A 19769-nucleotide genomic window follows, 5' to 3' on the forward strand; every position below is an offset into this window, starting at 1 on the left:
TCCCCCAAACCAACCTTTAAGAAAATGCACATCCTGCCGCGCCGTGGCATGCTCTCAGCCTTTTATGAGGCAAAACGTCATGCTGATAGGCTATGTCAGGGTGTCAACAAATGACCAAAACACCGCGCTACAGAAAAATGCGCTGGAGTGCGCAGGATGTGAGCTAATTTTTGAGGATAAAATCAGCGGTAAAACGGCGGACAGGCCGGGGTTAAAAAAGGTGCTCAGAATGCTCAGTGAAGGCGACACGTTGGTCGTCTGGAAGCTGGATCGGTTGGGGCGCAGCATGCGGCACCTTGTTTCGCTGATTGAAGAGTTGCGTTCGCGCGGGATTAACTTCCGTAGCCTGACGGATAGCATTGATACCTCCACGCCAATGGGGCGGTTTTTCTTTCACGTGATGGGCGCGTTAGCTGAGATGGAACGTGAACTTATCGTCGAAAGAACCCGCGCTGGGCTGGCGGCGGCTAGAACGGAAGGGCGAATTGGCGGGCGGCGGCCTAAGCTGTCGGCCACGCAATGGGCGCAGGTCGGGAGGTTAATTGCTGCCGGAGAAACAAGGCAGCAGGTGGCGATTATTTATGATGTCGGTATTTCTACGCTGTATAAAAAATTTCCTGCAAATGCGAAACCCTAAACCAGCTTCTTCACCAGCGCCTCGCTCTGTCGGATCCGCTCCGGCGCGTTTTCCAGGTCCTGTTGAACCAGGGCCATAAATAACAGGTCGGTCAACATCATTTGGGCGCTGGTGGAGGAAATTGCGGCGCTGCGCGTGGCCTGTTCTTCCGCGATGGTATACAGGCATAGGCTGGCGCGCTGCTGCAGGGCGTTAGGCGTGAAGCCGGTAATGGCGAGGATTTTCGCCCCGGCGTTCAGCGCTTCATCGGCGGCCAGATTGATCTCACGGCGCTCGCCCGAGTAAGAAACAGCAAGCAGCACGTCTTCCGGCGTCATCGCCTGCACGGTTGCCAGCAGGGCATGCATATCCTGCTCGGCAACGGCGTGAATACCAATCTTCATTAACTTCCACGAGAAATTCTTCGCCACAAGGCCAGAGGCGCCTATTCCCACGAGCAGCACGCGTCGCGCATTCCGCAGCAGCGAAACGCTCGCCAGTAATTTATCTTCCGCATTAATATCCAGCGTGGCGTGCATCGCCGCGATATTCTCTTTAATCAATTTTTCCCCAACAAGCCTCAGCGGATCGTCACCTAAAATTTGGTTGTGAACCGGGACAGAGTTAGGATTTTGACCGCTCGCCAGCGCTTCGCTGATCGCCAGTTTCATTGCCGGGAAGCCCTTGAACCCCAGTTTCTGCGCGAATTTTACGACGCTGGACTGGCTGACACCGGCTTCTTCCGCCAGCTGCTGTGAACTGAGGTGGCGTGCGCGATCGGGCTCAGCGAGCAAAAAGTCGGCCAGCTTGCGGTCACTCTGGGCCAGCATGGCGTAACGGCTTCGAATGCGCAGTAAACAGTTCATTTCACCTCCGGGGCGGCACTTCTGATAACGACTTGCTCTGGTAAGCATTTGAGCGAATTATAAATTCCATTATAGAGCAATGTTGCCGAATTAAATATTCTGTTGTGTTCAACCTGCCAGCCAGTAAGGCGCGCGGAAAATCGCGGGGCTATCTGTTAGGCTTTAGCTGGCGTTGTTTCGTGAACGCGAGTCCAAAAGGAGCCTGAATTGACACCTCATCACCCGCGCCGCGTCGTCTTTTTTGACCTGGATGGCACCCTGCATCAGCAGGACATGTTCGGCAGCTTTCTGTTGTATCTCCTGCGCCGCCTGCCGTTGAACGTACCGTTGGTTATTATCTTGCTGCCGCTGATTGGCGGCATGATGCTGATCAAAGGCAGCGCGGCCCGCCAGCCGATGAGCCTGCTGTTATGGGGCATCACGTTTGGGCGCAGCGAGGCCCGGCTTCAGCGGCTACAAAGCGAGTTTGTCGCCTGGTTCCGGCAGAAGGTGAGGGCATTTCCCGTCGTCCAGCAGCGCCTCACGGATTATCTGCACAGCCCGGATGCCGACGTCTGGTTGATTACCGGCTCGCCGCAGCCGCTGGTGGAAAAAGTCTATTTTGATACGCCGTGGCTGCCGGAGGTCAAAGTGATTGCCAGCCAGATTGCACGGGCTCACGGCGGCTGGATATTGACCCTGCGCTGTCTGGGCCATGAGAAAGTGGTTCAGCTGGAGCAGCATCTTGGCGCGCCGCTGCGGCTTTACAGCGGCTACAGCGACAGCCATCAGGATAATCCCTTACTCTATTTCTGCGAGCACCGCTGGCGCGTCACGCCTCAAGGGGAACTGCAGCAGCTTGAGTGAGGCGTTTTGAATCCGTTAAGCGGTGTGTATAATGCGCCGCCCACTTTTGCCGCGGAGAGCATTGTGTCAGACACAGAATTTACCCATGAACACTGGATGCGCCACGCCCTGACCCTCGCTCAACGAGCCTGGGATGAAGGCGAAGTGCCCGTCGGTGCGGTGCTGGTACACAATAATCAGGTCATAGGTGAAGGCTGGAATCGCCCGATAGGTCGCCACGATCCTACGGCTCACGCGGAGATCATGGCGCTGCGTCAGGGCGGGTTGGTACTGCAAAATTACCGTCTGCTTGATACCACGCTCTATGTCACGCTCGAACCTTGCGTCATGTGCGCGGGGGCGATGGTGCATAGCCGCATTGGCCATTTAGTGTTTGGGGCGCGTGACGCTAAAACCGGAGCGATAGGCTCGCTGATGGACGTGCTCGGCCACCCCGGCATGAACCATCAGGTGCAGGTCAGTGAAGGGGTGCTCGCGACAGAGTGCTCAGCCATGCTGAGCGATTTTTTTCGCGCTCGTCGCCTGGAGAAAAAGGCCCTAAAGGAAAAGGCCCGTAAGACGGACTAGTCAGCTCCACCGGGGCAACCGCAGGGTAAGCCTCGGCAAATTTATCAGCCTGGATCGCCTTCTTCTGTTTCTCCTGCAAATACCCTTCCAGACTTAGCTGATACTTGCGGATGTTTTCTACATACGCGTAAGCCTCGTGTCCACGAGCATATCCATAGGTTGTTTTGCTGTAATAAGGCTTCAGGCTCAGCAGCGGCAGGCGTGTTTTTACATCTGCCCAGCTGTCAGGGTTGCCTTTCTGTTTGGCCGTTAGCTGACGGGCATCCAGCATGTGGGCATAGCCCATGTTATAGGCCGCCAGCGCGAACCAGATACGCTCGTACTCCGGTACCGTGGCCGGGACCTTGCTCATCATATCTTTCAGATACCGGCTGCCGCCGCTGATGCTCTGTTCTGCGTCCAGCCTGTCGATGATACCGAGGCTTTGGGCCGTATTTTTTGTCAGCATCATTAACCCGCGCACGCCCGTCGGCGAAGTCGCGTGAGTATCCCAGTGGGATTCCTGATAGGAAATTGCAGCCAGCAGCGGCCAGTCAATATCGTCGGAGTACTTTTCAAACAGCGGCTGGAGTTCCGGCAAAACGGCATCCACCGCGTTCAGGAAGGTTCGGGTATCGACATAATCAAAATCGCCAATATGGCCCAGGTATTTCTCCTCAACCCTCGCCAGCGTGCCGTCGCTGCTGATCTTATTATAGAAATCGAGCAGCGCGGCGCTCATGCTGTCGTCGCCATCGCGTTTAGAAAACCAGGTGACCGGTTGTTCATCGGTGACGTCCAGCGCAACGGCCAGTTGAGGATGCACGCGCTGGAAAAGGCTGATGGCGATGGAGTCTGAGATGGTAAACGCGATATTGCCATCAACCACCTGCTGCAGGAGCTGGTTGCTGGTTTGTTTGGTGTCAATATTCCAGCTCAGCTCAGGGTACTGAGCGTCTTTGAGCTTTTGCAGGTCGCTCACCACCGCCTGGCCAGAAGAGAGCACCAGCTGCGATGGCTTGACGCCGCCGAGAGATTTGGGGCGCGGGCTACCCACACGATAGACCATCTGCTGCGAAACGGAATAATAAGTTGGGCCCGCCTGGTAGTCGCTGCTGCGGCGAGAGTTATACACCAGGCCGGCGGCGAGCAGGTCGGCGTTGTCGTTATCCAGGTCATCAAACAGCGCGTTAATGTTTGGCCGCACGACCACTAACAGCTTCACGCCCAGGTAGTCTGCAAACTGTTTTGCAAGTTCGTAATCGAGGCCCGTTGCCTTGCCGTTAATCATCGTCCAGGTCAGCGGCGATGAAATGGTACTGACGCGCAAAACCCCCCGCGCTTTGATCGCGGCGATACGGTTTTCGGCCTGATTGAAACCTGGAATGGAGGGCCATAAAGCCACTGCCAGCAACAAGGTGACGATACCGATAAGCAGATAATTAATATTTATTCTTTTCAAATAGATAACATTCTGCAGCAGGATGAGCCTTAGCCAACAATAACCATGATTTGTCTGAACCCCGTGAGTGAATGAGGCGCATTTTGCGTAAGAAAACGCCAGTAAGCAACTTTTAAGAATATATCGTTTACTTTTCGTGCAATAAAAACTTCTGCTGTTATTTCTACGCAAACGGTTTCGTCGAGGCGGAGGATTCTCTATAATGACGCCCGTTTTCCCCCCCTTCGCCCTGAAGACGAGAGATCTTTAATGATGGAAATTCTGCGTGGTTCGCCTGCTCTTTCGGCATTTCGTATTAACAAACTCCTGGCCCGTTTCAACGATGCTCACCTCCCGGTAAGCGATATTTATGCCGAGTATGTTCATTTTGCCGACCTTGAAGCGCCGCTGAACGCTGACGAGCTTGCCCGCCTGCAGCGGCTGTTGAAATATGGTCCAACCCTCGCAGAGCATGCACCGGAAGGCTCCCTGCTGTTGGTGACTCCGCGCCCTGGCACCATCTCCCCCTGGTCTTCAAAAGCTACCGATATCGCCCACAACTGTGACCTGCCGCAGATTAAACGCCTTGAGCGCGGTGTGGCCTGGTATGTTACCGGCAGCACGCTGACCGCTGAGCAGTTGCAGGACGTTGCCGCTCTGCTGCACGACCGCATGATGGAGAGCGTGTTTACCTCTCTGAACGATGCACATCAGCTGTTTACCCAGCAGCAACCGGCCCCGGTGCAGAGCGTTGATCTGCTCGGGAAAGGGCGTGATGCGCTGGTGGAAGCGAATATTCGCCTTGGCCTTGCGCTGGCGGAAGACGAAATCGACTACCTGCAGGATGCGTTCAACAAACTTGGCCGCAACCCGAACGACATTGAACTGTATATGTTTGCTCAGGCGAACTCCGAGCACTGCCGTCATAAGATCTTTAACGCCGACTGGATTATTGACGGGCAGAAGCAGCCGAAGTCGCTGTTCAAAATGATCAAAAACACCTTCGAGAAAACGCCGGATTACGTGCTGTCTGCCTATAAAGACAACGCGGCGGTGATGGAAGGTTCCGCCGTCGGCCGCTTCTTCGCCGACCGTGAAGCAGGGCGCTATGACTTCCACCAGGAAGACGCGCATATCCTGATGAAGGTTGAAACCCACAATCACCCGACCGCAATCTCTCCGTGGCCGGGCGCGGCAACCGGCTCAGGCGGTGAAATCCGCGACGAAGGCGCGACCGGGCGTGGCGCGAAGCCAAAAGCAGGCCTGGTGGGCTTCTCCGTGTCTAACCTGCGTATTCCGGGCTTTGAACAGCCATGGGAGCAAGATTTCGGCAAGCCAGACCGCATCGTTACCGCGCTGGATATCATGACCGAAGGCCCTCTGGGCGGGGCAGCGTTTAACAACGAATTTGGCCGTCCGGCGCTGACCGGCTACTTCCGTACCTATGAAGAGCAGGTGAACAGCCACAACGGCGTGGAGCTGCGCGGTTACCACAAACCTATCATGCTCGCGGGCGGGATCGGCAACATCCGCGCCGACCACGTCCAGAAGGGCGAAATCACCCCCGGCGCGAAGCTGATTGTGCTGGGCGGCCCGGCAATGAACATCGGCCTGGGCGGCGGGGCGGCTTCGTCAATGGCTTCCGGCCAGTCTGATGCGGATTTAGATTTTGCTTCCGTGCAGCGTGACAACCCTGAAATGGAACGCCGCTGCCAGGAAGTGATCGACCGCTGCTGGCAGATGGGCGACGACAACCCAATCCTGTTTATCCACGACGTTGGCGCGGGTGGCCTGTCTAACGCCATGCCTGAACTGGTCAGCGATGGCGGACGCGGTGGCCGCTTCGAGCTGCGCGATATTCTTAACGACGAACCTGGCATGAGCCCGCTCGAAGTCTGGTGTAACGAATCTCAGGAGCGCTATGTGCTGGCCGTTGCGCCAGAGCAGCTGCCGCTGTTTGATGAACTTTGCCGCCGCGAGCGCGCGCCGTATGCGGTGATCGGTGAAGCCACCACCGAACAGCACCTGACGCTCAACGACAGCCACTTTGATAACCAGCCTATCGACATGCCGCTGGACGTGCTGCTGGGCAAAACGCCGAAGATGGAGCGTAACGTTGAGACGCTGAAAGCCAAAGGCGATGCCTTCAACAGCAGCGAAATTGCTATTGCCGATGCGGTGAAACGCGTTCTGCACTTGCCGACCGTGGCTGAAAAAACCTTCCTCGTGACCATCGGCGACCGCACGGTAACCGGCATGGTGTCCCGCGATCAGATGGTTGGCCCGTGGCAGATCCCAGTCGCCAACTGCGCGGTGACTACCGCCAGCCTGGACAGCTACTACGGTGAAGCGATGTCTATCGGTGAACGTGCGCCAGTGGCCCTGCTGGACTTCGCGGCATCCGGTCGCCTGGCCGTGGGCGAAGCCTTAACGAACATCGCCGCGACCCAAATTGGCTCCCTGAAGCGCATTAAACTCTCCGCAAACTGGATGGCCGCAGCCGGTCACCCTGGCGAAGACGCCGGCCTGTATGAAGCGGTGAAGGCCGTTGGTGAAGAACTTTGCCCGGCTCTCGGGATCACTATCCCGGTGGGTAAAGACTCCATGTCGATGAAAACCCGCTGGCAGGAAGGTAACGAGCAGCGCGAGATGACCTCTCCGTTGTCGCTGGTGATCACCGCGTTTGCCCGCGTGGAAGACGTGCGTGGCACCGTGACGCCGCAGCTGAGCACCGAAGACAACGCCCTGCTGCTGATCGATTTAGGCAAAGGCCATAACGCGCTGGGCGCGACCGCGCTGTCCCAGGTTTACCGTCAACTGGGCGACAAGCCTGCGGACGTTCGCAGCGTTGAGCAACTGAAAGGTTTCTGGGACGCAATGCAGACACTGGTGGCGGATCGCAAACTGCTGGCCTGGCACGACCGTTCCGACGGTGGGCTGCTGGTGACCCTGGCGGAAATGGCCTTTACCGGCCACTGCGGCGTTGAGGTTGATATCGCTGGTCTCGGTAACGATCGCCTGGCCGCATTGTTTAACGAAGAGCTGGGTGGCGTGATCCAGGTTCGCGCTGAGGATCGCGCAGCCGTTGAGGCGCTGCTGGCTAAGCATGGCCTGGCTGACTGCGTGCATTACCTCGGTAAAGCTGTCGAAGGCGACCGCTTCACTATTAGCGCTGACGGGCACGCTGTGTTCAGCGAAAGCCGCACCACGCTACGTATGTGGTGGGCAGAAACCACCTGGCAGATGCAGCGTCTGCGTGACAACCCAGACTGCGCGGATGAAGAGCACAACGCCAAGGCGAACGATAACGATCCTGGCCTGAACGTGAATCTGAGCTTCGATATCAAAGAAGATATTGCTGCGCCGTTTATCGCGACGGGCGCGCGTCCTAAAGTGGCCATCCTGCGCGAGCAGGGCGTTAACTCCCACGTTGAGATGGCGGCCGCCTTCCACCGTGCGGGCTTTGACGCCATCGACGTGCATATGAGCGACCTGCTGGCGGGCCGTACCGGGCTGGAAAGCTTCCACACGCTGGTGGCGTGCGGCGGCTTCTCTTATGGTGACGTGCTGGGCGCGGGTGAAGGTTGGGCGAAGTCCATCCTGTTCAACGCTCGCGTGCGCGATGAGTTTGAAACCTTCTTCCATCGCCCGGAAACGTTGGCGCTTGGCGTTTGTAATGGCTGCCAGATGATGTCTAACCTGCGTGAGCTGATCCCAGGCAGTGATTTGTGGCCGCGCTTCGTGCGTAACCAGTCCGATCGCTTTGAAGCGCGCTTCAGCCTGGTTGAAGTGACCTCGAGCCCGTCGCTGCTGTTGCAGGGCATGGCCGGTTCCCATATGCCTATCGCGGTTTCTCACGGCGAAGGTCGTGTGGAAGTGCGTGATGCCGCTCATCTCGCCGCGCTTGAAAGCAAAGGGCTGGTGGCGCTGCGCTTCGTGGATAACTTCGCGAACGTGACCGAAACCTACCCGGCTAACCCGAACGGTTCGCCGAACGGCATCACCGCGGTGAGCAACGAAAGCGGGCGCGTGACCATCATGATGCCGCACCCTGAGCGCGTGTTCCGTACCGTGAGTAATTCCTGGCACCCGGCAGAGTGGGGCGAAGACAGCCCGTGGATGCGTATTTTCCGCAACGCACGTAAGCAATTGGGCTGATTACCCTCACCCCGACCCTCTCCCTAAAAGGGAGAGGGGAAAACAGCAGACAGGCTCCGATCCAGTGGCCTCTTCCCTTTGGGGAGAGGCCAGGGTGAGGGGCTTTTTTGTCACTAAACCCCGACACCTCCACCTTTAAAATGTCGCCAAAAAGAGACATTTAACTCATTGATTTTTAATGATGTGATTGAGCAGGTTTAAGAGTGTTGTGAAATGGCGACATAGAGAACAAAAAATACGCACAATATATCTTCCTGTTTTCCTTAATAATCACATTTAAAACAATGTGTTAAATTTATTTTTGCAAAGTTGGCATGATATCTGCTTAATAACACCCAGTGGCTCATTCAATCTCTTATGTCAGCGTCTTTTCAGACAGACTACATAAACCGCCGAATGACGCACAAAAAGGTGCCTGCCGTCCGATTTTTGATAAATGCCTTTCGGCTTATCATGCTCCGGGCGAAACGTTGAGTAAGGCGCCGCCTAATTCCTAAACAAAGGCAGGGTTTTTGACCCTGCCTTTGTTGTTTCCGGGAATCGCACCTTTCCACCACGCGCAATCGCGGCTAGCATCGTGTCATACAGGTAATGTGAGATGAAGCTATTGAACCAGTGGCATTTTTTCCCTCGATCTTTGCGCCAGCTTGTCATGATGGCCTTTTTATTGGTGCTCGTACCGCTGCTGGTGCTTGCGTGGCAGGCGTGGCAAAGCCTTAACGCCCTGAGCGCTCAGGCCGCGTTGACCAACCGCACCACGTTGACCGATGCCCGCCGCAGTGAAGCGATGACTAATGTCGCGCTAGAAATGGAGCGGAGCTACCGTCAATATTGCGTGCTCGATGACTCACGCCTTGCCCAGCTGTATCAGGGGCAGCGTCAGCGCTATGCTCAAATGCTTGAAGCCCACGCCTCAGTATTACCCGACCCGAAACTCTACCAATCGCTCAGCCAGTCTTTGAGCGATCTGGCTGAACTCAAATGTAAAAACAGCGGGCCGGAAGCGCCTGCGGCAAACCAACTGGAACAATTCGCCTCAACCAATGCAGAAATGGTGCAGGCCACGCGGGCGGTGGTGTTCTCTCGTGGACAGCAGCTGCAGCAGGAAATTGCTGAGCGAGGCCAGTTCTTCGGCTGGCAGGCCTTGGTGCTGTTTCTGCTCAGCCTGGGGCTGGTCATCATCTTCACCCGCATGATTATCGGCCCGGTTAAAGGCATCGAACGGATGATTAACCGGCTGGGGGAAGGGCGTTCGCTCGGCAACAGCGAGGTCTTTAAAGGGCCGCGTGAGCTGCGTTCCGTTGGGCAGCGCATTGTCTGGCTAAGCGAACGCCTGTCCTGGCTTGAATCCCAGCGCCACGAGTTCCTCCGCCATCTTTCCCATGAATTAAAAACGCCGCTCGCCAGTATGAGAGAGGGGACTGAACTGCTTGCTGACCAGGTTGCCGGGCCGCTCAATGCCGACCAGAAAGAGGTCGTCGCCATCCTGGACAACAGCAGCCGCCACCTGCAAAAGCTGATTGAACAACTGCTGGACTATAACCGCAAGCTGGCGGATGGAACGGTAACGCTGGAAAGGGTCGAACTGGCCCCGATTGTGGAGATGGTTATCTCTGCCCACAGTCTGCCGGCGAGGGCTAAAATGATGCATACCGACATTCAATTGAGCCCAAAAGCCTGCCTCGCAGAGGCGACGCTGCTGATGAGCGTACTGGATAATCTCTACTCCAATGCGGTGCACTATGGCAGTGAATCCGGTACCATTTATCTCCGGAGTTTGCAGGTGGGCGCGATACTGTACATTGAGGTCGCTAATACCGGCGAGCCGATTCCGGCCACGGAACAAGAGATGATTTTTGAGCCTTTCTTCCAGGGTAGCCACCAGCGGAAGGGCTCCGTAAAGGGAAGTGGGCTGGGGTTAAGTATCGCCAGGGATTGCATTCGACGTATGCACGGAAAACTTAGCCTGATCAACGCTAACAGCGCGGAAGTGTGCTTCCGTATCGAATTACCGGTTTTCCCTGAGAATGACTAAAACGATGAAAGTACTTTTATTGCGTGAACCGCGCCGCGGGTCTTTGACTCGCCTGATTTGCTGGGTATCTGGGGCGCTGGTTGGCGCGACGCTGTTGACAGGATGCGCCCCCGCAAGCGTGTCCAGCAGCCTGGATGAGGCCCACAAACTGCATATTCCAGAACAACAAATCCCAGATTACCTGTCCACGGACTGCACCGAAATATGGGATCTCACGGGGCATGACGTCAGCAGTAACCCGCTTTACTGGCTTCGCGGTATGGATTGCGCCCAGCGCCTGTCACCGGCAGAAGCCCGCGCGGAAGCTCGCCAGTGGCCAGCAGAAACCTGGCAGGACACGTTTAAGCGCGGCATTTTGCTGTCTACGGCTAAAATTACCCCGACCGAGCGCCGCCGCTACATGACCCAGCTCGAGACCATGACCAGCGAAGTGCCTGTGCAGGTACGTTCTCTGTTTGAGATTTGGCGCGACGGGCAACAGTCTCAGCTTAAACTCTCGGATGAGCGCACGCGCTACAGCAAGCTGCAGCAGTCAAGCGACGGCGAGCTGGATACGCTGCGGGAGCAGCAGCAGCGCCTTCGCAGCCAGCTCGATCTCACTACGCGCAAGCTGGAAAATCTGACCGACATTGAGCGTCAGCTTTCCAGCCGCAAGCCGGGAAGCAATCTGGTGCCCGGCACGCACAGCACTGATGACAATGACGACGACGATAGCGGCGCTTCAAACAAATCGCAGCCGGAGGCAAAACCATGACGCAAAGGAAACCCGCGCGCTTACTGTTAGTGGATGATGATCCCGGCCTGTTAAAGCTGCTGGGAATGCGCCTGTCGAGCGAGGGCTATACGGTCACCACGGCTGAAAGCGGGGCTGAGGGGCTGAAAGTCTTGGCACGGGAAAAAATCGACCTGGTGATAAGCGATCTCAGGATGGACGAAATGGACGGCATGGCGCTGTTCGCGGAGATCCAAAAAGGCCAGCCGGGGATGCCGGTGATCATCCTGACTGCGCACGGTTCTATTCCTGACGCGGTGGCTGCGACCCAGCAGGGTGTATTCAGCTTCCTCACCAAACCGGTGGACAGAGACGCACTTTATCAGGCCATCGACAACGCGCTTGAGCATACCGTCATCGCTGGCGATGACATGTGGCGCGACACCATTGTGACCCGCAGCCCGATTATGCAGCGTTTGCTCGAGCAGGCGCGCATGGTGGCGCAGTCGGACGTCAGCGTGTTGATTAACGGCCAAAGCGGCACCGGGAAAGAGATTCTGGCCCAGGCGATACACAACGCCAGCCCGCGCAGCAAAAAAGCGTTTATCGCTATCAACTGTGGCGCGCTGCCTGAACAGTTGCTTGAGTCAGAGCTGTTCGGCCACGCTCGCGGGGCCTTTACCGGCGCGGTTAGCAGCCGCGAAGGCCTGTTCCAGGCGGCAGAAGGTGGAACGCTATTTCTGGATGAGATCGGCGATATGCCTATCCCGCTGCAGGTTAAGCTGTTGCGCGTTTTGCAGGAGCGAAAAGTTCGCCCGCTGGGCAGTAATCGCGATCTGGACATCGACGTGCGGATTATCTCCGCCACGCACCGGGACTTGCCGAAAGCCATGGAGCGCGGGGAGTTTCGTGAAGACCTCTTCTACCGCCTCAACGTTGTGAACCTGAAAATTCCTGCGTTGCATGAACGTGCCGAAGATATTCCGCTGCTGGCGAATCATTTGTTACGCCAGTCCGCCGACAGGCACAAACCTTTCGTTCGGAGTTTCTCCACCGACGCAATGAAGCGGTTGATGACCGCAAGCTGGCCGGGCAACGTACGTCAGCTAGTGAACGTGATTGAGCAGTGCGTGGCGCTGACCTCAGCCCCGGTGATTGGCGAAGCGCTGGTGGAGCAGGCGCTGGAAGGCGAAAACACCGCCTTGCCGACATTTGTCGAAGCCCGTAACCAGTTCGAACTAAACTATCTGCGTAAGCTGCTGCAAATTACCAAAGGAAATGTCACCCATGCCGCACGCATGGCGGGGCGTAACCGAACCGAATTCTATAAATTACTGGCCAGGCATGAACTCGAGGCCAATGACTTTAAAGAGTAGGCTGTGGTAGTGTGAGCAACCGATTACTAACAGTACAAAACGCCGCGCGGGGACACCGGTAATACCATGAAAAAAATTGATGCGATTATTAAACCTTTCAAACTGGATGATGTGCGCGAAGCGCTGGCTGAAGTGGGCATTACCGGCATGACGGTGACGGAAGTCAAAGGTTTTGGCCGTCAGAAAGGGCATACCGAGCTGTACCGCGGTGCCGAGTACATGGTGGACTTTCTGCCAAAAGTAAAAATTGAAATTGTGGTGACCGACGATATCGTTGATACCTGCGTGGACACCATTATCCGCACGGCCCAGACCGGCAAGATCGGTGACGGTAAGATTTTCGTGTTTGATGTGGCGCGCGTGGTGCGTATTCGTACCGGCGAAGAAGACGACGCGGCGATTTGATTTAGATTTTGCCCCTCACCCTGGAAGGGCGAGGGGCAGTCTTACTAAACTACATCACCTTGTGCGGGCCAAAGCACTCATAGTGAATGCTGTCTTTATTCACGCCAATCTTCACCAGCTGTTCCGCCACAAAACGCATAAAGCTGATCGGGCCGCAGAGATAGAACTGCATCGCCGGATCGCTTAACTTCCCTTCGATTTCCAGCAGATTCATCAGTCCTTCACGGTCAAAGCGCGCCTGAGCACGATCCTCTGCGGAGGGTTCACGGTACCAGACGTGGCTTTCAAATTTCGGCAACTGAGCGCCAAGCCCTGCCACTTCTTCGCTAAACGCATGCACATCCCCGTGCTCGGCGGCGTGCAGCCAGTTGACCTGTGCCTGATGGCCGCCGTTCGCTAGCGTGTCCAGCATCGATAGCATCGGCGTCTGGCCGACGCCTGCGGAAATCAGCGTTACCGGCGTGTCGGAGTTGACGTCCATAAAGAAGTCGCCTGCCGGTGAAGCCAGATGCACCCGATCCCCCGCCTGAGCATGATTGTGCAGCCAGTTTGAGACCATACCTTTCTCTTCACGCTTTACGGCAATGCGGTAACTTCTCCCGTTCGGCTGGCGGGTCAAAGAATACTGACGAATTTCCTGATGCGGGAAACCAACAGGTTTCAGCCAGACGCCGAGGTATTGCCCCGGCTGATAATCTGCCACCGGGCCGCCGTCTAACGGGGCAAGTTCGAAGCTGGTGATCAGTGAACTTTGCTCTTTTTTCTCTACGATAGTGAAGGGACGCGTGCCTTCCCAGCCACCCTGCTTAGCGGCGTTATCCTGGTAAATTTCTGATTCACGGTTAATAAAGACCTGCGCCAGAACGCCGTAGGCTTTTCCCCAGGCGTCCAGCACTTCCTGCCCCGGGCTGAACAGCTCGTCTAACGTGGCCAGCAGATGGCTGCCCACAATGTTGTACTGCTCCGGTTTAATCTGGAAGGTAGTGTGTTTCTGGGCGATTTTCTCTACCGCTGGCAGCAGGGCGGCCAGATTTTCGATGTTGGAAGCATAGGCGCAAATGGCGTTGAACAGCGCTTCACGCTGGTCACCGTTGCGCTGGTTGCTCATGTTAAAGATCTCTTTCAGCTCAGGGTTGTGGCTGAACATGCGCTCATAAAAGTGGGCGGTAAGTTTAGGCCCGGTCGCGGCCAGCAGAGGGATGGTCGACTTAACAACGGCGATGGTTTGTGCGTCTAGCATGGCGGTCTCCATAAACAGCGTAATGTATAAATTGCATTTTAAATGCATCTTATAGAAATGGCCTTATGTTGTAAATGGGTTATCGTTGTTAACGACTGAGCTCACAGAACGTGAAAAATACGCATAGTATTGATGAAGAAATATCCGGCAAAAAGATGCGGACTTTATTGCATGGAATCCTTATTTCATGCCTGGGTAATCGTTTGCGTAAAAACCTCTGTCAAGCCCTATCACCCGAAAGGGTTTCGGTTTACACTGTTGCCCGTCGCCCAAATGGGCCCCCTCATTGCAGTAAAATTTTTACCGTTAGCTGAGTCAGGAGATGCGAATGTTAAAGCGTGAAATGAACATTGCCGATTATGATGCCGAACTGTGGCAGGCCATGGAGCAAGAGAAAGTACGTCAGGAAGAGCACATTGAACTGATCGCCTCCGAAAACTACACCAGCCCGCGCGTGATGCAGGCTCAGGGTTCTCAGCTGACAAACAAATATGCTGAAGGTTACCCAGGCAAGCGCTACTACGGCGGTTGTGAGTACGTGGACATCGTCGAGCAGCTGGCTATCGACCGTGCAAAAGAGCTGTTTGGCGCAGACTATGCGAACGTGCAGCCACACTCCGGTTCCCAGGCTAACTTCGCGGTATACACCGCGCTGCTGCAGCCGGGCGATACCGTGCTGGGCATGAACCTGGCGCAGGGCGGCCACCTGACTCACGGTTCCCCGGTTAACTTCTCCGGCAAGCTGTACAACATCATTCCTTACGGTATCGATGAGTCCGGTAAAATTGACTACGAAGACATGGCGAAGCAGGCTAAAGAGCACAAGCCGAAGATGATCATCGGCGGCTTCTCTGCTTACTCCGGCGTGGTTGACTGGGCTAAGATGCGCGAAATCGCAGACAGCATCGGCGCTTACCTGTTCGTTGATATGGCGCACGTTGCGGGTCTGATTGCCGCAGACGTTTACCCGAACCCGGTGCCACACGCTCACGTTGTCACCACCACCACCCACAAAACCCTTGCGGGTCCACGCGGTGGCCTGATCCTGGCGAAGGGCGGCGACGAAGATCTCTACAAAAAACTGAACTCTGCCGTATTCCCAAGCGCACAGGGCGGCCCGCTGATGCACGTTATCGCGGCTAAAGCCGTTGCGCTGAAAGAAGCGATGGAGCCTGAGTTCAAGGTTTACCAGCAGCAGGTGGCGAAAAACGCCAAAGCGATGGTGGAAGTGTTCCTGAACCGTGGCTACAAAGTGGTTTCCGGCGGGACTGAAAACCACCTGTTCCTGCTGGATCTGGTTGATAAAAACCTGACCGGTAAAGAAGCTGACGCTGCCCTCGGCCGTGCCAATATCACCGTGAACAAAAACAGCGTACCGAACGATCCGAAGAGCCCGTTCGTGACCTCCGGTATTCGTATCGGTTCTCCGGCTGTCACTCGCCGCGGCTTTAAAGAAGCGGAAGTGAAAGAACTGGCTGGCTGGATGTGTGACGTTCTGGACAACATCAATGACGAAGCGGTTATTGAGCGCGTCAAAGGTAAAGTGCTGGATATCTGTGCTCGCTTCCCGGTTTACGCATAATTGTTAAGCTGAAATATTGAAAGGCTTCCTTCGGGAAGCCTTTTTACTTTGTGATTAAGTTAAATTCTTCGATGCTTATGCTGCTATCTAGATTAAATTTAGATATTGGCGGCAGTGGATTTTTTTATTTCTCTTGTTAGTTCTTCTTTTTACATTGCTGTGTAATATGGCGTTTTCATTTTGCAAGGGAATAAAAATGCAATGTATAGCGTGTCAGCAACATGTAGCAAATAAAGAATCAGGGCTGTGTGTTAGCTGCGAAAGCCTGGAGGAGAAGAAAATTAATGGTCTGCTTTACTTACCCGCGGCGGGTATAGTGTTCAGTCTTTTTTTATCCGGCTCAACTCTTTATGGTTTTATTACTGCAATAATAGATTATTACCAACGCATGAATACTATAACGTTTTATGCTATTGGTGCAGTGACCTTGAATACGATTGATTTACTGACGATCGTGTCTGCCACCTATTTCTTCTTTAAAAGAAAAAAAGGTGTGAGAAAAGTCATGATTGCCTATTACCTGATGGGTGTAGCTGCAGCGCTTTATATTGTGGGGTTACCAGCATGGTCAGGTCAGTATCGTATGGACTATAACGATATCCGCAATATGTCGGCACCCCTGGTCGCGGCGGTGATATGGATACCGTACTTTTTATTCTCAAAGAGAATCAACGTGGTATTTTGCCGATAAGCGTTTACGCGGGATAATCCTTCTCCCGCGTTGTCCTTTCAACTATCTTAGCGTTTCATCATCTCGCAGCGTCAGCCCAACATCCCCACCGGGATGAACGGCCAGCAGCGTCTCTTTCGAATAACCGCTCTCGCTCATCAGGCAGGCGCAGGCGGCATCAAAAATCGCCAGCGTCAGAATTATCGACGTGGTCGCCAGCATATTCAGCGGATCCATTTCCTGCTTCACACCGGTAGAAATCACCAGCCTTGCTGCCTGGGCGATGGCAGAATCCGGGTTCTCAGTGACGCTAATGAGCGGGACGTTTCTGGCCGCCAGGCCCGGCAGCAGGCGCGTCAGCTCGTCAGAATTCCCGCCCCGGGAAAGCATGATCATCAGGTCGTCCGCACGGAGAAACCCCAGATCGCCATGCGCCGCGTCCGTCGCGCTGAGATAAATGGCCGGGTGTTCGACGCAGGCCAGCATATGGGCAATTTTCCTCGCGGCGATGCCCGAAGTACCGACGCCGGTGACCACAATCTTGCCTTTACAGTTTCTCAGTTCGGCCAGCAAGGCGAGCCACTGTGGCTCGCTCAAATGCTGTTCCAGCGCCGCAAGCTCGCGGCTGCAGGTTGCCCACGCGCTGACGGCCTGCTGCCATGAATGACTCATGCTTCCTCCTGCATCAGCTGGCGGTATTTCATGTGATCGAGATACATCTCATGGAACACTTTGTATTTGCGGTCGTAGTAATGCTTGATGCGGTTGGTCTGCGGCGTGACCGTTTTGCCAATGCGGCTCATGACCGACATCGCTTCCGGGAAAGAATCAAACACGCCCGCCGCCACCGTGCCCATCATCGCGCTGCCCAGCAGCATCGCCTCGCTCTCTTCCGGCAACAACATCGCGCAGCCGGTGGCGTTGGCGTGCTCCTGAACGAAGATAGGATTTTTAGTGCCACCGCCGCTCGCCATGATGGTGTCGATGGTGTAGCCGCTGTGGTTCATGGTTTCGATAATATGGCGGGTACCAAGCGCGATGGCCTGAATCGTCGCCAGGTACTGCAGCGCCATATCTTCCGGCGTACGGGAAAGCTTCAGCCCGCTGATGACGCCGGTTAGCGTCGGGTTGGCGCGCGGCGAACGGTTGCCGTGGAAGTAGGGCAGGATGTGCATATCCTTCGTCAGGAAGGCGATGTTTTCCGGCTCTCCGGCCATTTTACGCAGCAGGGCGTTTAGCAGTTCGTAAATGGTTTGCCCCTGAGTCTTCGCCTGGGCAAGCAGCGTTTCATAGCATGGATGAGACTGAATAATATGGTCGATGAGCGCCCCGGTGGCTGACTGGCCGCCTTCGTTGAGCCAGTAGCCCGGCAGCACGGCGGAGTAGTAAGGCCCCCAAACGCCATTAATAAAACGGGCTTCTTTTGAAATGGCCATATGCCCGGTTGAGGTGCCGCCGATGAGCGCCACACGGCGGTCAAAGTCTGCCACTTCGCCCGAAACGCCGCAGGCGCCGAGTGTACCAAGCGTGCCCGCATGGGCATCAATAATCGAGACGCTGACGGCGGTGCCGGCAATCAGTCCCATTTCGCTTGCGGCGCGCTGGGTCAGGCCGTGGCCCAGCGGCTCGCCCATGGTTTTTACATAGCGGCCAATTTTTTCCGCATCGTGCTCCAGCAAATCTTCCAGCCCAATCTGGCGGAAATAACTGCTGTCCCATTTGTCTTCGTGGCCCATGTAGGTCCATTTACAGACGGTGGAGCAGAGCGAGCGGGTATCATCCCCGGTTGCGCGCCAGGTCAGGAAGTCCGGCAGGTCAAAATAGTAGCCCGCGTTCGACCAGGTATTCGGCATGTGTTGTTTAAGCCACAGCAATTTTGGCGTCTGCATTTCCGGGGAAATAATTCCGCCCACGTAGTCCAGCACGCGGTGGTGCAGGGCATTAATCCTGTCGGCCTGGGTAATGGCGCGGTGATCCATCCACACAATGATGTTCTGTTCGCTGCGCCCGGAGGGGCTGATGGTCAGCGGCTTGCCTTCTTTATCCAGCACCACCAGGGAACAGGTGGCGTCAAAGCCCAGCCCTTTTACCTGAATCGGGTTAATGTCAGCCTGGTTAACCGCATCCCGCACCGCGTTACAGACCGCCTGCCAGATATTGTCCGAGGATTGTTCAACGAAGTCCGCCTGCGGGCGGTAAATCTCAATCGCCCGGCTTGCCTCGCCGACCATTCTGCCATTCAGGTCAAAAACACCCGCGCGGGCGCTTCCCGTCCCTACATCCACCCCAATGAAGTAACTCGCCATAATGATTCTCCTGAACTCAGGCTTTACGATTCTGTAATGCGATAAAGAGGATCAGCACCGCGCCCCAGAGCGCCATGGTCAGATAACTGCTGATCCCCAGCAAATTAAAGCCGCTTTCCAGCATTTGCAGCACGATGAGCGCCAGTACCAGGCCGATGATGCGGCCAAAACCGCCGTCCGGGTTTATGCCGCCCAACACCGAGGCAAGGATGGTTACCAGCAGGTAAGACTCACCGTACCCGGCTTTGGCGGAGTTGAATTTCGCCATCATCAGAATGGCGGCTACCCAGCCGAGCAGCGCGGAAATCACGTATACCGATATCTGCACCCGCACGGTGTTAACGCCGCTGTAGCGAGTGGCTTGTTCGTTGGAGCCGACCAGATAAAGGCTGCGCCCCAGCGTGGTGTGCTCCAGTAATACCCAGAGCAGGACGGCAACCAGCAGGAACAGCAGCAGCGCGACTGGAATACCAAGCAATGTGGCGTTGCCCAGATACTGAATTGCCGCCGGGAAGCCGGAAATCACCGTGCCGTTGGACAGCAAAATATTGAGGCCGGAAATCAGCGTCATGGTGCCGAGCGTAGCCAGGATAGGCGAAACGCCGACCCAGGCGACCAGCGCGCCATTTAGCGTGCCGATAGCCACCGCCACGGCAATACCCGCCAGCAGCGCCAGCGCGAAGAACAGCGGGTTATCCGGGTGGCTGACGATAATGGCGGCCATCACCAGCGAACAGGCGTTTGCCCCGGCAATGATCGACAGGTTGATCCCACCGGTCAGCATCGTCATCCCCATGCCTAGCGCCAGCATGCCAAGGATAGGCAGCTGAGAGCCGATGGACTGGAAATTGGCGAGGCTAAAGAAGCGCCCGCCCAGCAGCAGCGAAAACGCCACGGCGACCACCACAATAATCACGCACTGCAGCCGGATGATGGCGTCACCGGGTAAAAATCTGGCGAAGGTTTTCAT

General features: G+C 55.8%; 16 protein-coding genes. 10 read left to right on the forward strand and 6 right to left on the reverse strand.

Annotated elements, in window-relative coordinates; translation table 11 throughout:
- The first annotated feature begins 79 nt into the window (after positions 1 to 79).
- Positions 80 to 637 (forward strand): recombinase family protein, encoded by a 558-nt coding sequence (locus tag ACR6JA_RS09665; protein WP_494492628.1) that lies wholly within the window; start codon positions 80 to 82, stop codon positions 635 to 637.
- Here ACR6JA_RS09665 and ACR6JA_RS09670 read toward each other — a convergent pair.
- Positions 634 to 1482, reverse strand: coding sequence for a MurR/RpiR family transcriptional regulator (locus ACR6JA_RS09670; RefSeq protein ID WP_494492629.1), 849 nt, complete (start codon positions 1480 to 1482; stop codon positions 634 to 636). The genes ACR6JA_RS09665 and ACR6JA_RS09670 overlap by 4 nt on opposite strands.
- A gap of 207 nt (positions 1483 to 1689) precedes the next feature.
- On the opposite strand from ACR6JA_RS09670, the gene yfhb reads away from it, so the two are divergent.
- Together yfhb and tadA are read left to right on the forward strand one after the other, a co-directional pair.
- A complete protein-coding gene (yfhb, locus tag ACR6JA_RS09675) occupies positions 1690 to 2328 on the forward strand; it encodes a phosphatidylglycerophosphatase C (RefSeq protein ID WP_494492630.1) in 639 nt (212 codons plus the stop codon).
- Positions 2329 to 2424: 96 nt separating this feature from the next.
- Positions 2425 to 2895, forward strand: coding sequence for a tRNA adenosine(34) deaminase TadA (tadA, locus tag ACR6JA_RS09680; RefSeq protein ID WP_286175196.1), 471 nt, complete (start codon positions 2425 to 2427; stop codon positions 2893 to 2895).
- Here tadA and mltF read toward each other — a convergent pair.
- Complete coding sequence (mltF, locus tag ACR6JA_RS09685; protein ID WP_494492631.1) at positions 2786 to 4336, reverse strand: membrane-bound lytic murein transglycosylase MltF; 1551 nt, start codon at positions 4334 to 4336, stop codon at positions 2786 to 2788. The two genes, tadA and mltF, sit on opposite strands and share 110 nt — an antisense overlap.
- A gap of 249 nt (positions 4337 to 4585) precedes the next feature.
- On the opposite strand from mltF, the gene purL reads away from it, so the two are divergent.
- The 5 genes from purL to glnB all read left to right on the forward strand — a co-directional run bounded on the left by purL (position 4586) and on the right by glnB (position 13001).
- A complete protein-coding gene (gene purL / locus ACR6JA_RS09690) occupies positions 4586 to 8473 on the forward strand; it encodes a phosphoribosylformylglycinamidine synthase (protein ID WP_494492632.1) in 3888 nt (1295 codons plus the stop codon).
- Positions 8474 to 9071: 598 nt separating this feature from the next.
- Positions 9072 to 10508, forward strand: a complete 1437-nt coding sequence (locus ACR6JA_RS09695) for a sensor histidine kinase (RefSeq protein ID WP_442892321.1) — start codon at positions 9072 to 9074, stop codon at positions 10506 to 10508.
- Between the two features lie 4 nt (positions 10509 to 10512).
- On the forward strand, positions 10513 to 11262 hold the full coding sequence (gene qseG / locus ACR6JA_RS09700; RefSeq protein WP_494492633.1) for a two-component system QseEF-associated lipoprotein QseG: 750 nt from the start codon (positions 10513 to 10515) through the stop codon (positions 11260 to 11262).
- Positions 11259 to 12596: a two-component system response regulator GlrR gene (gene glrR / locus ACR6JA_RS09705; protein ID WP_008459460.1), complete on the forward strand. Its 1338-nt coding sequence runs from the start codon at positions 11259 to 11261 to the stop codon at positions 12594 to 12596. Before qseG ends, glrR begins: the two co-directional genes overlap by 4 nt.
- Positions 12597 to 12662: 66 nt before the next feature.
- A complete protein-coding gene (glnB, locus tag ACR6JA_RS09710; RefSeq protein WP_002438074.1) occupies positions 12663 to 13001 on the forward strand; it encodes a nitrogen regulatory protein P-II in 339 nt (112 codons plus the stop codon).
- A gap of 49 nt (positions 13002 to 13050) precedes the next feature.
- On the opposite strand, the gene hmpA is transcribed toward glnB, so the two are convergent.
- Positions 13051 to 14241, reverse strand: coding sequence for an NO-inducible flavohemoprotein (gene hmpA, locus ACR6JA_RS09715; protein WP_213715535.1), 1191 nt, complete (start codon positions 14239 to 14241; stop codon positions 13051 to 13053).
- 328 nt (positions 14242 to 14569) lie between these two features.
- Between hmpA and glyA the strand changes: the two genes are divergently transcribed.
- Both glyA and ACR6JA_RS09725 read left to right on the forward strand, forming a co-directional pair.
- On the forward strand, positions 14570 to 15823 hold the full coding sequence (gene glyA, locus ACR6JA_RS09720) for a serine hydroxymethyltransferase (RefSeq protein WP_038479905.1): 1254 nt from the start codon (positions 14570 to 14572) through the stop codon (positions 15821 to 15823).
- Between the two features lie 196 nt (positions 15824 to 16019).
- Positions 16020 to 16514 carry a DUF2569 domain-containing protein gene (locus ACR6JA_RS09725; protein WP_494492634.1) on the forward strand — a complete coding sequence of 165 codons (495 nt, stop codon included), beginning with the start codon at positions 16020 to 16022 and terminating at the stop codon, positions 16512 to 16514.
- A 42-nt stretch (positions 16515 to 16556) separates the two neighbouring features.
- Here the strand turns inward: ACR6JA_RS09725 and ACR6JA_RS09730 are convergent, their stop codons facing one another.
- Genes ACR6JA_RS09730 through ACR6JA_RS09740 form a run of 3 tightly spaced genes read right to left on the reverse strand, consistent with a single transcriptional unit; the run spans position 16557 to position 19769 of the window.
- Entirely contained in the window at positions 16557 to 17165 is a 609-nt protein-coding gene (locus ACR6JA_RS09730; protein WP_494492635.1) for an SIS domain-containing protein, read from the reverse strand.
- A complete protein-coding gene (locus tag ACR6JA_RS09735) occupies positions 17162 to 18799 on the reverse strand; it encodes an FGGY-family carbohydrate kinase (RefSeq protein WP_213715538.1) in 1638 nt (545 codons plus the stop codon). The genes ACR6JA_RS09730 and ACR6JA_RS09735 overlap by 4 nt, the downstream gene beginning before the upstream one ends.
- Positions 18800 to 18815: 16 nt before the next feature.
- Entirely contained in the window at positions 18816 to 19769 is a 954-nt protein-coding gene (locus tag ACR6JA_RS09740; protein WP_008459449.1) for an ABC transporter permease, read from the reverse strand.

The organism is Cedecea sp. B1(4) (genome assembly GCF_059414925.1).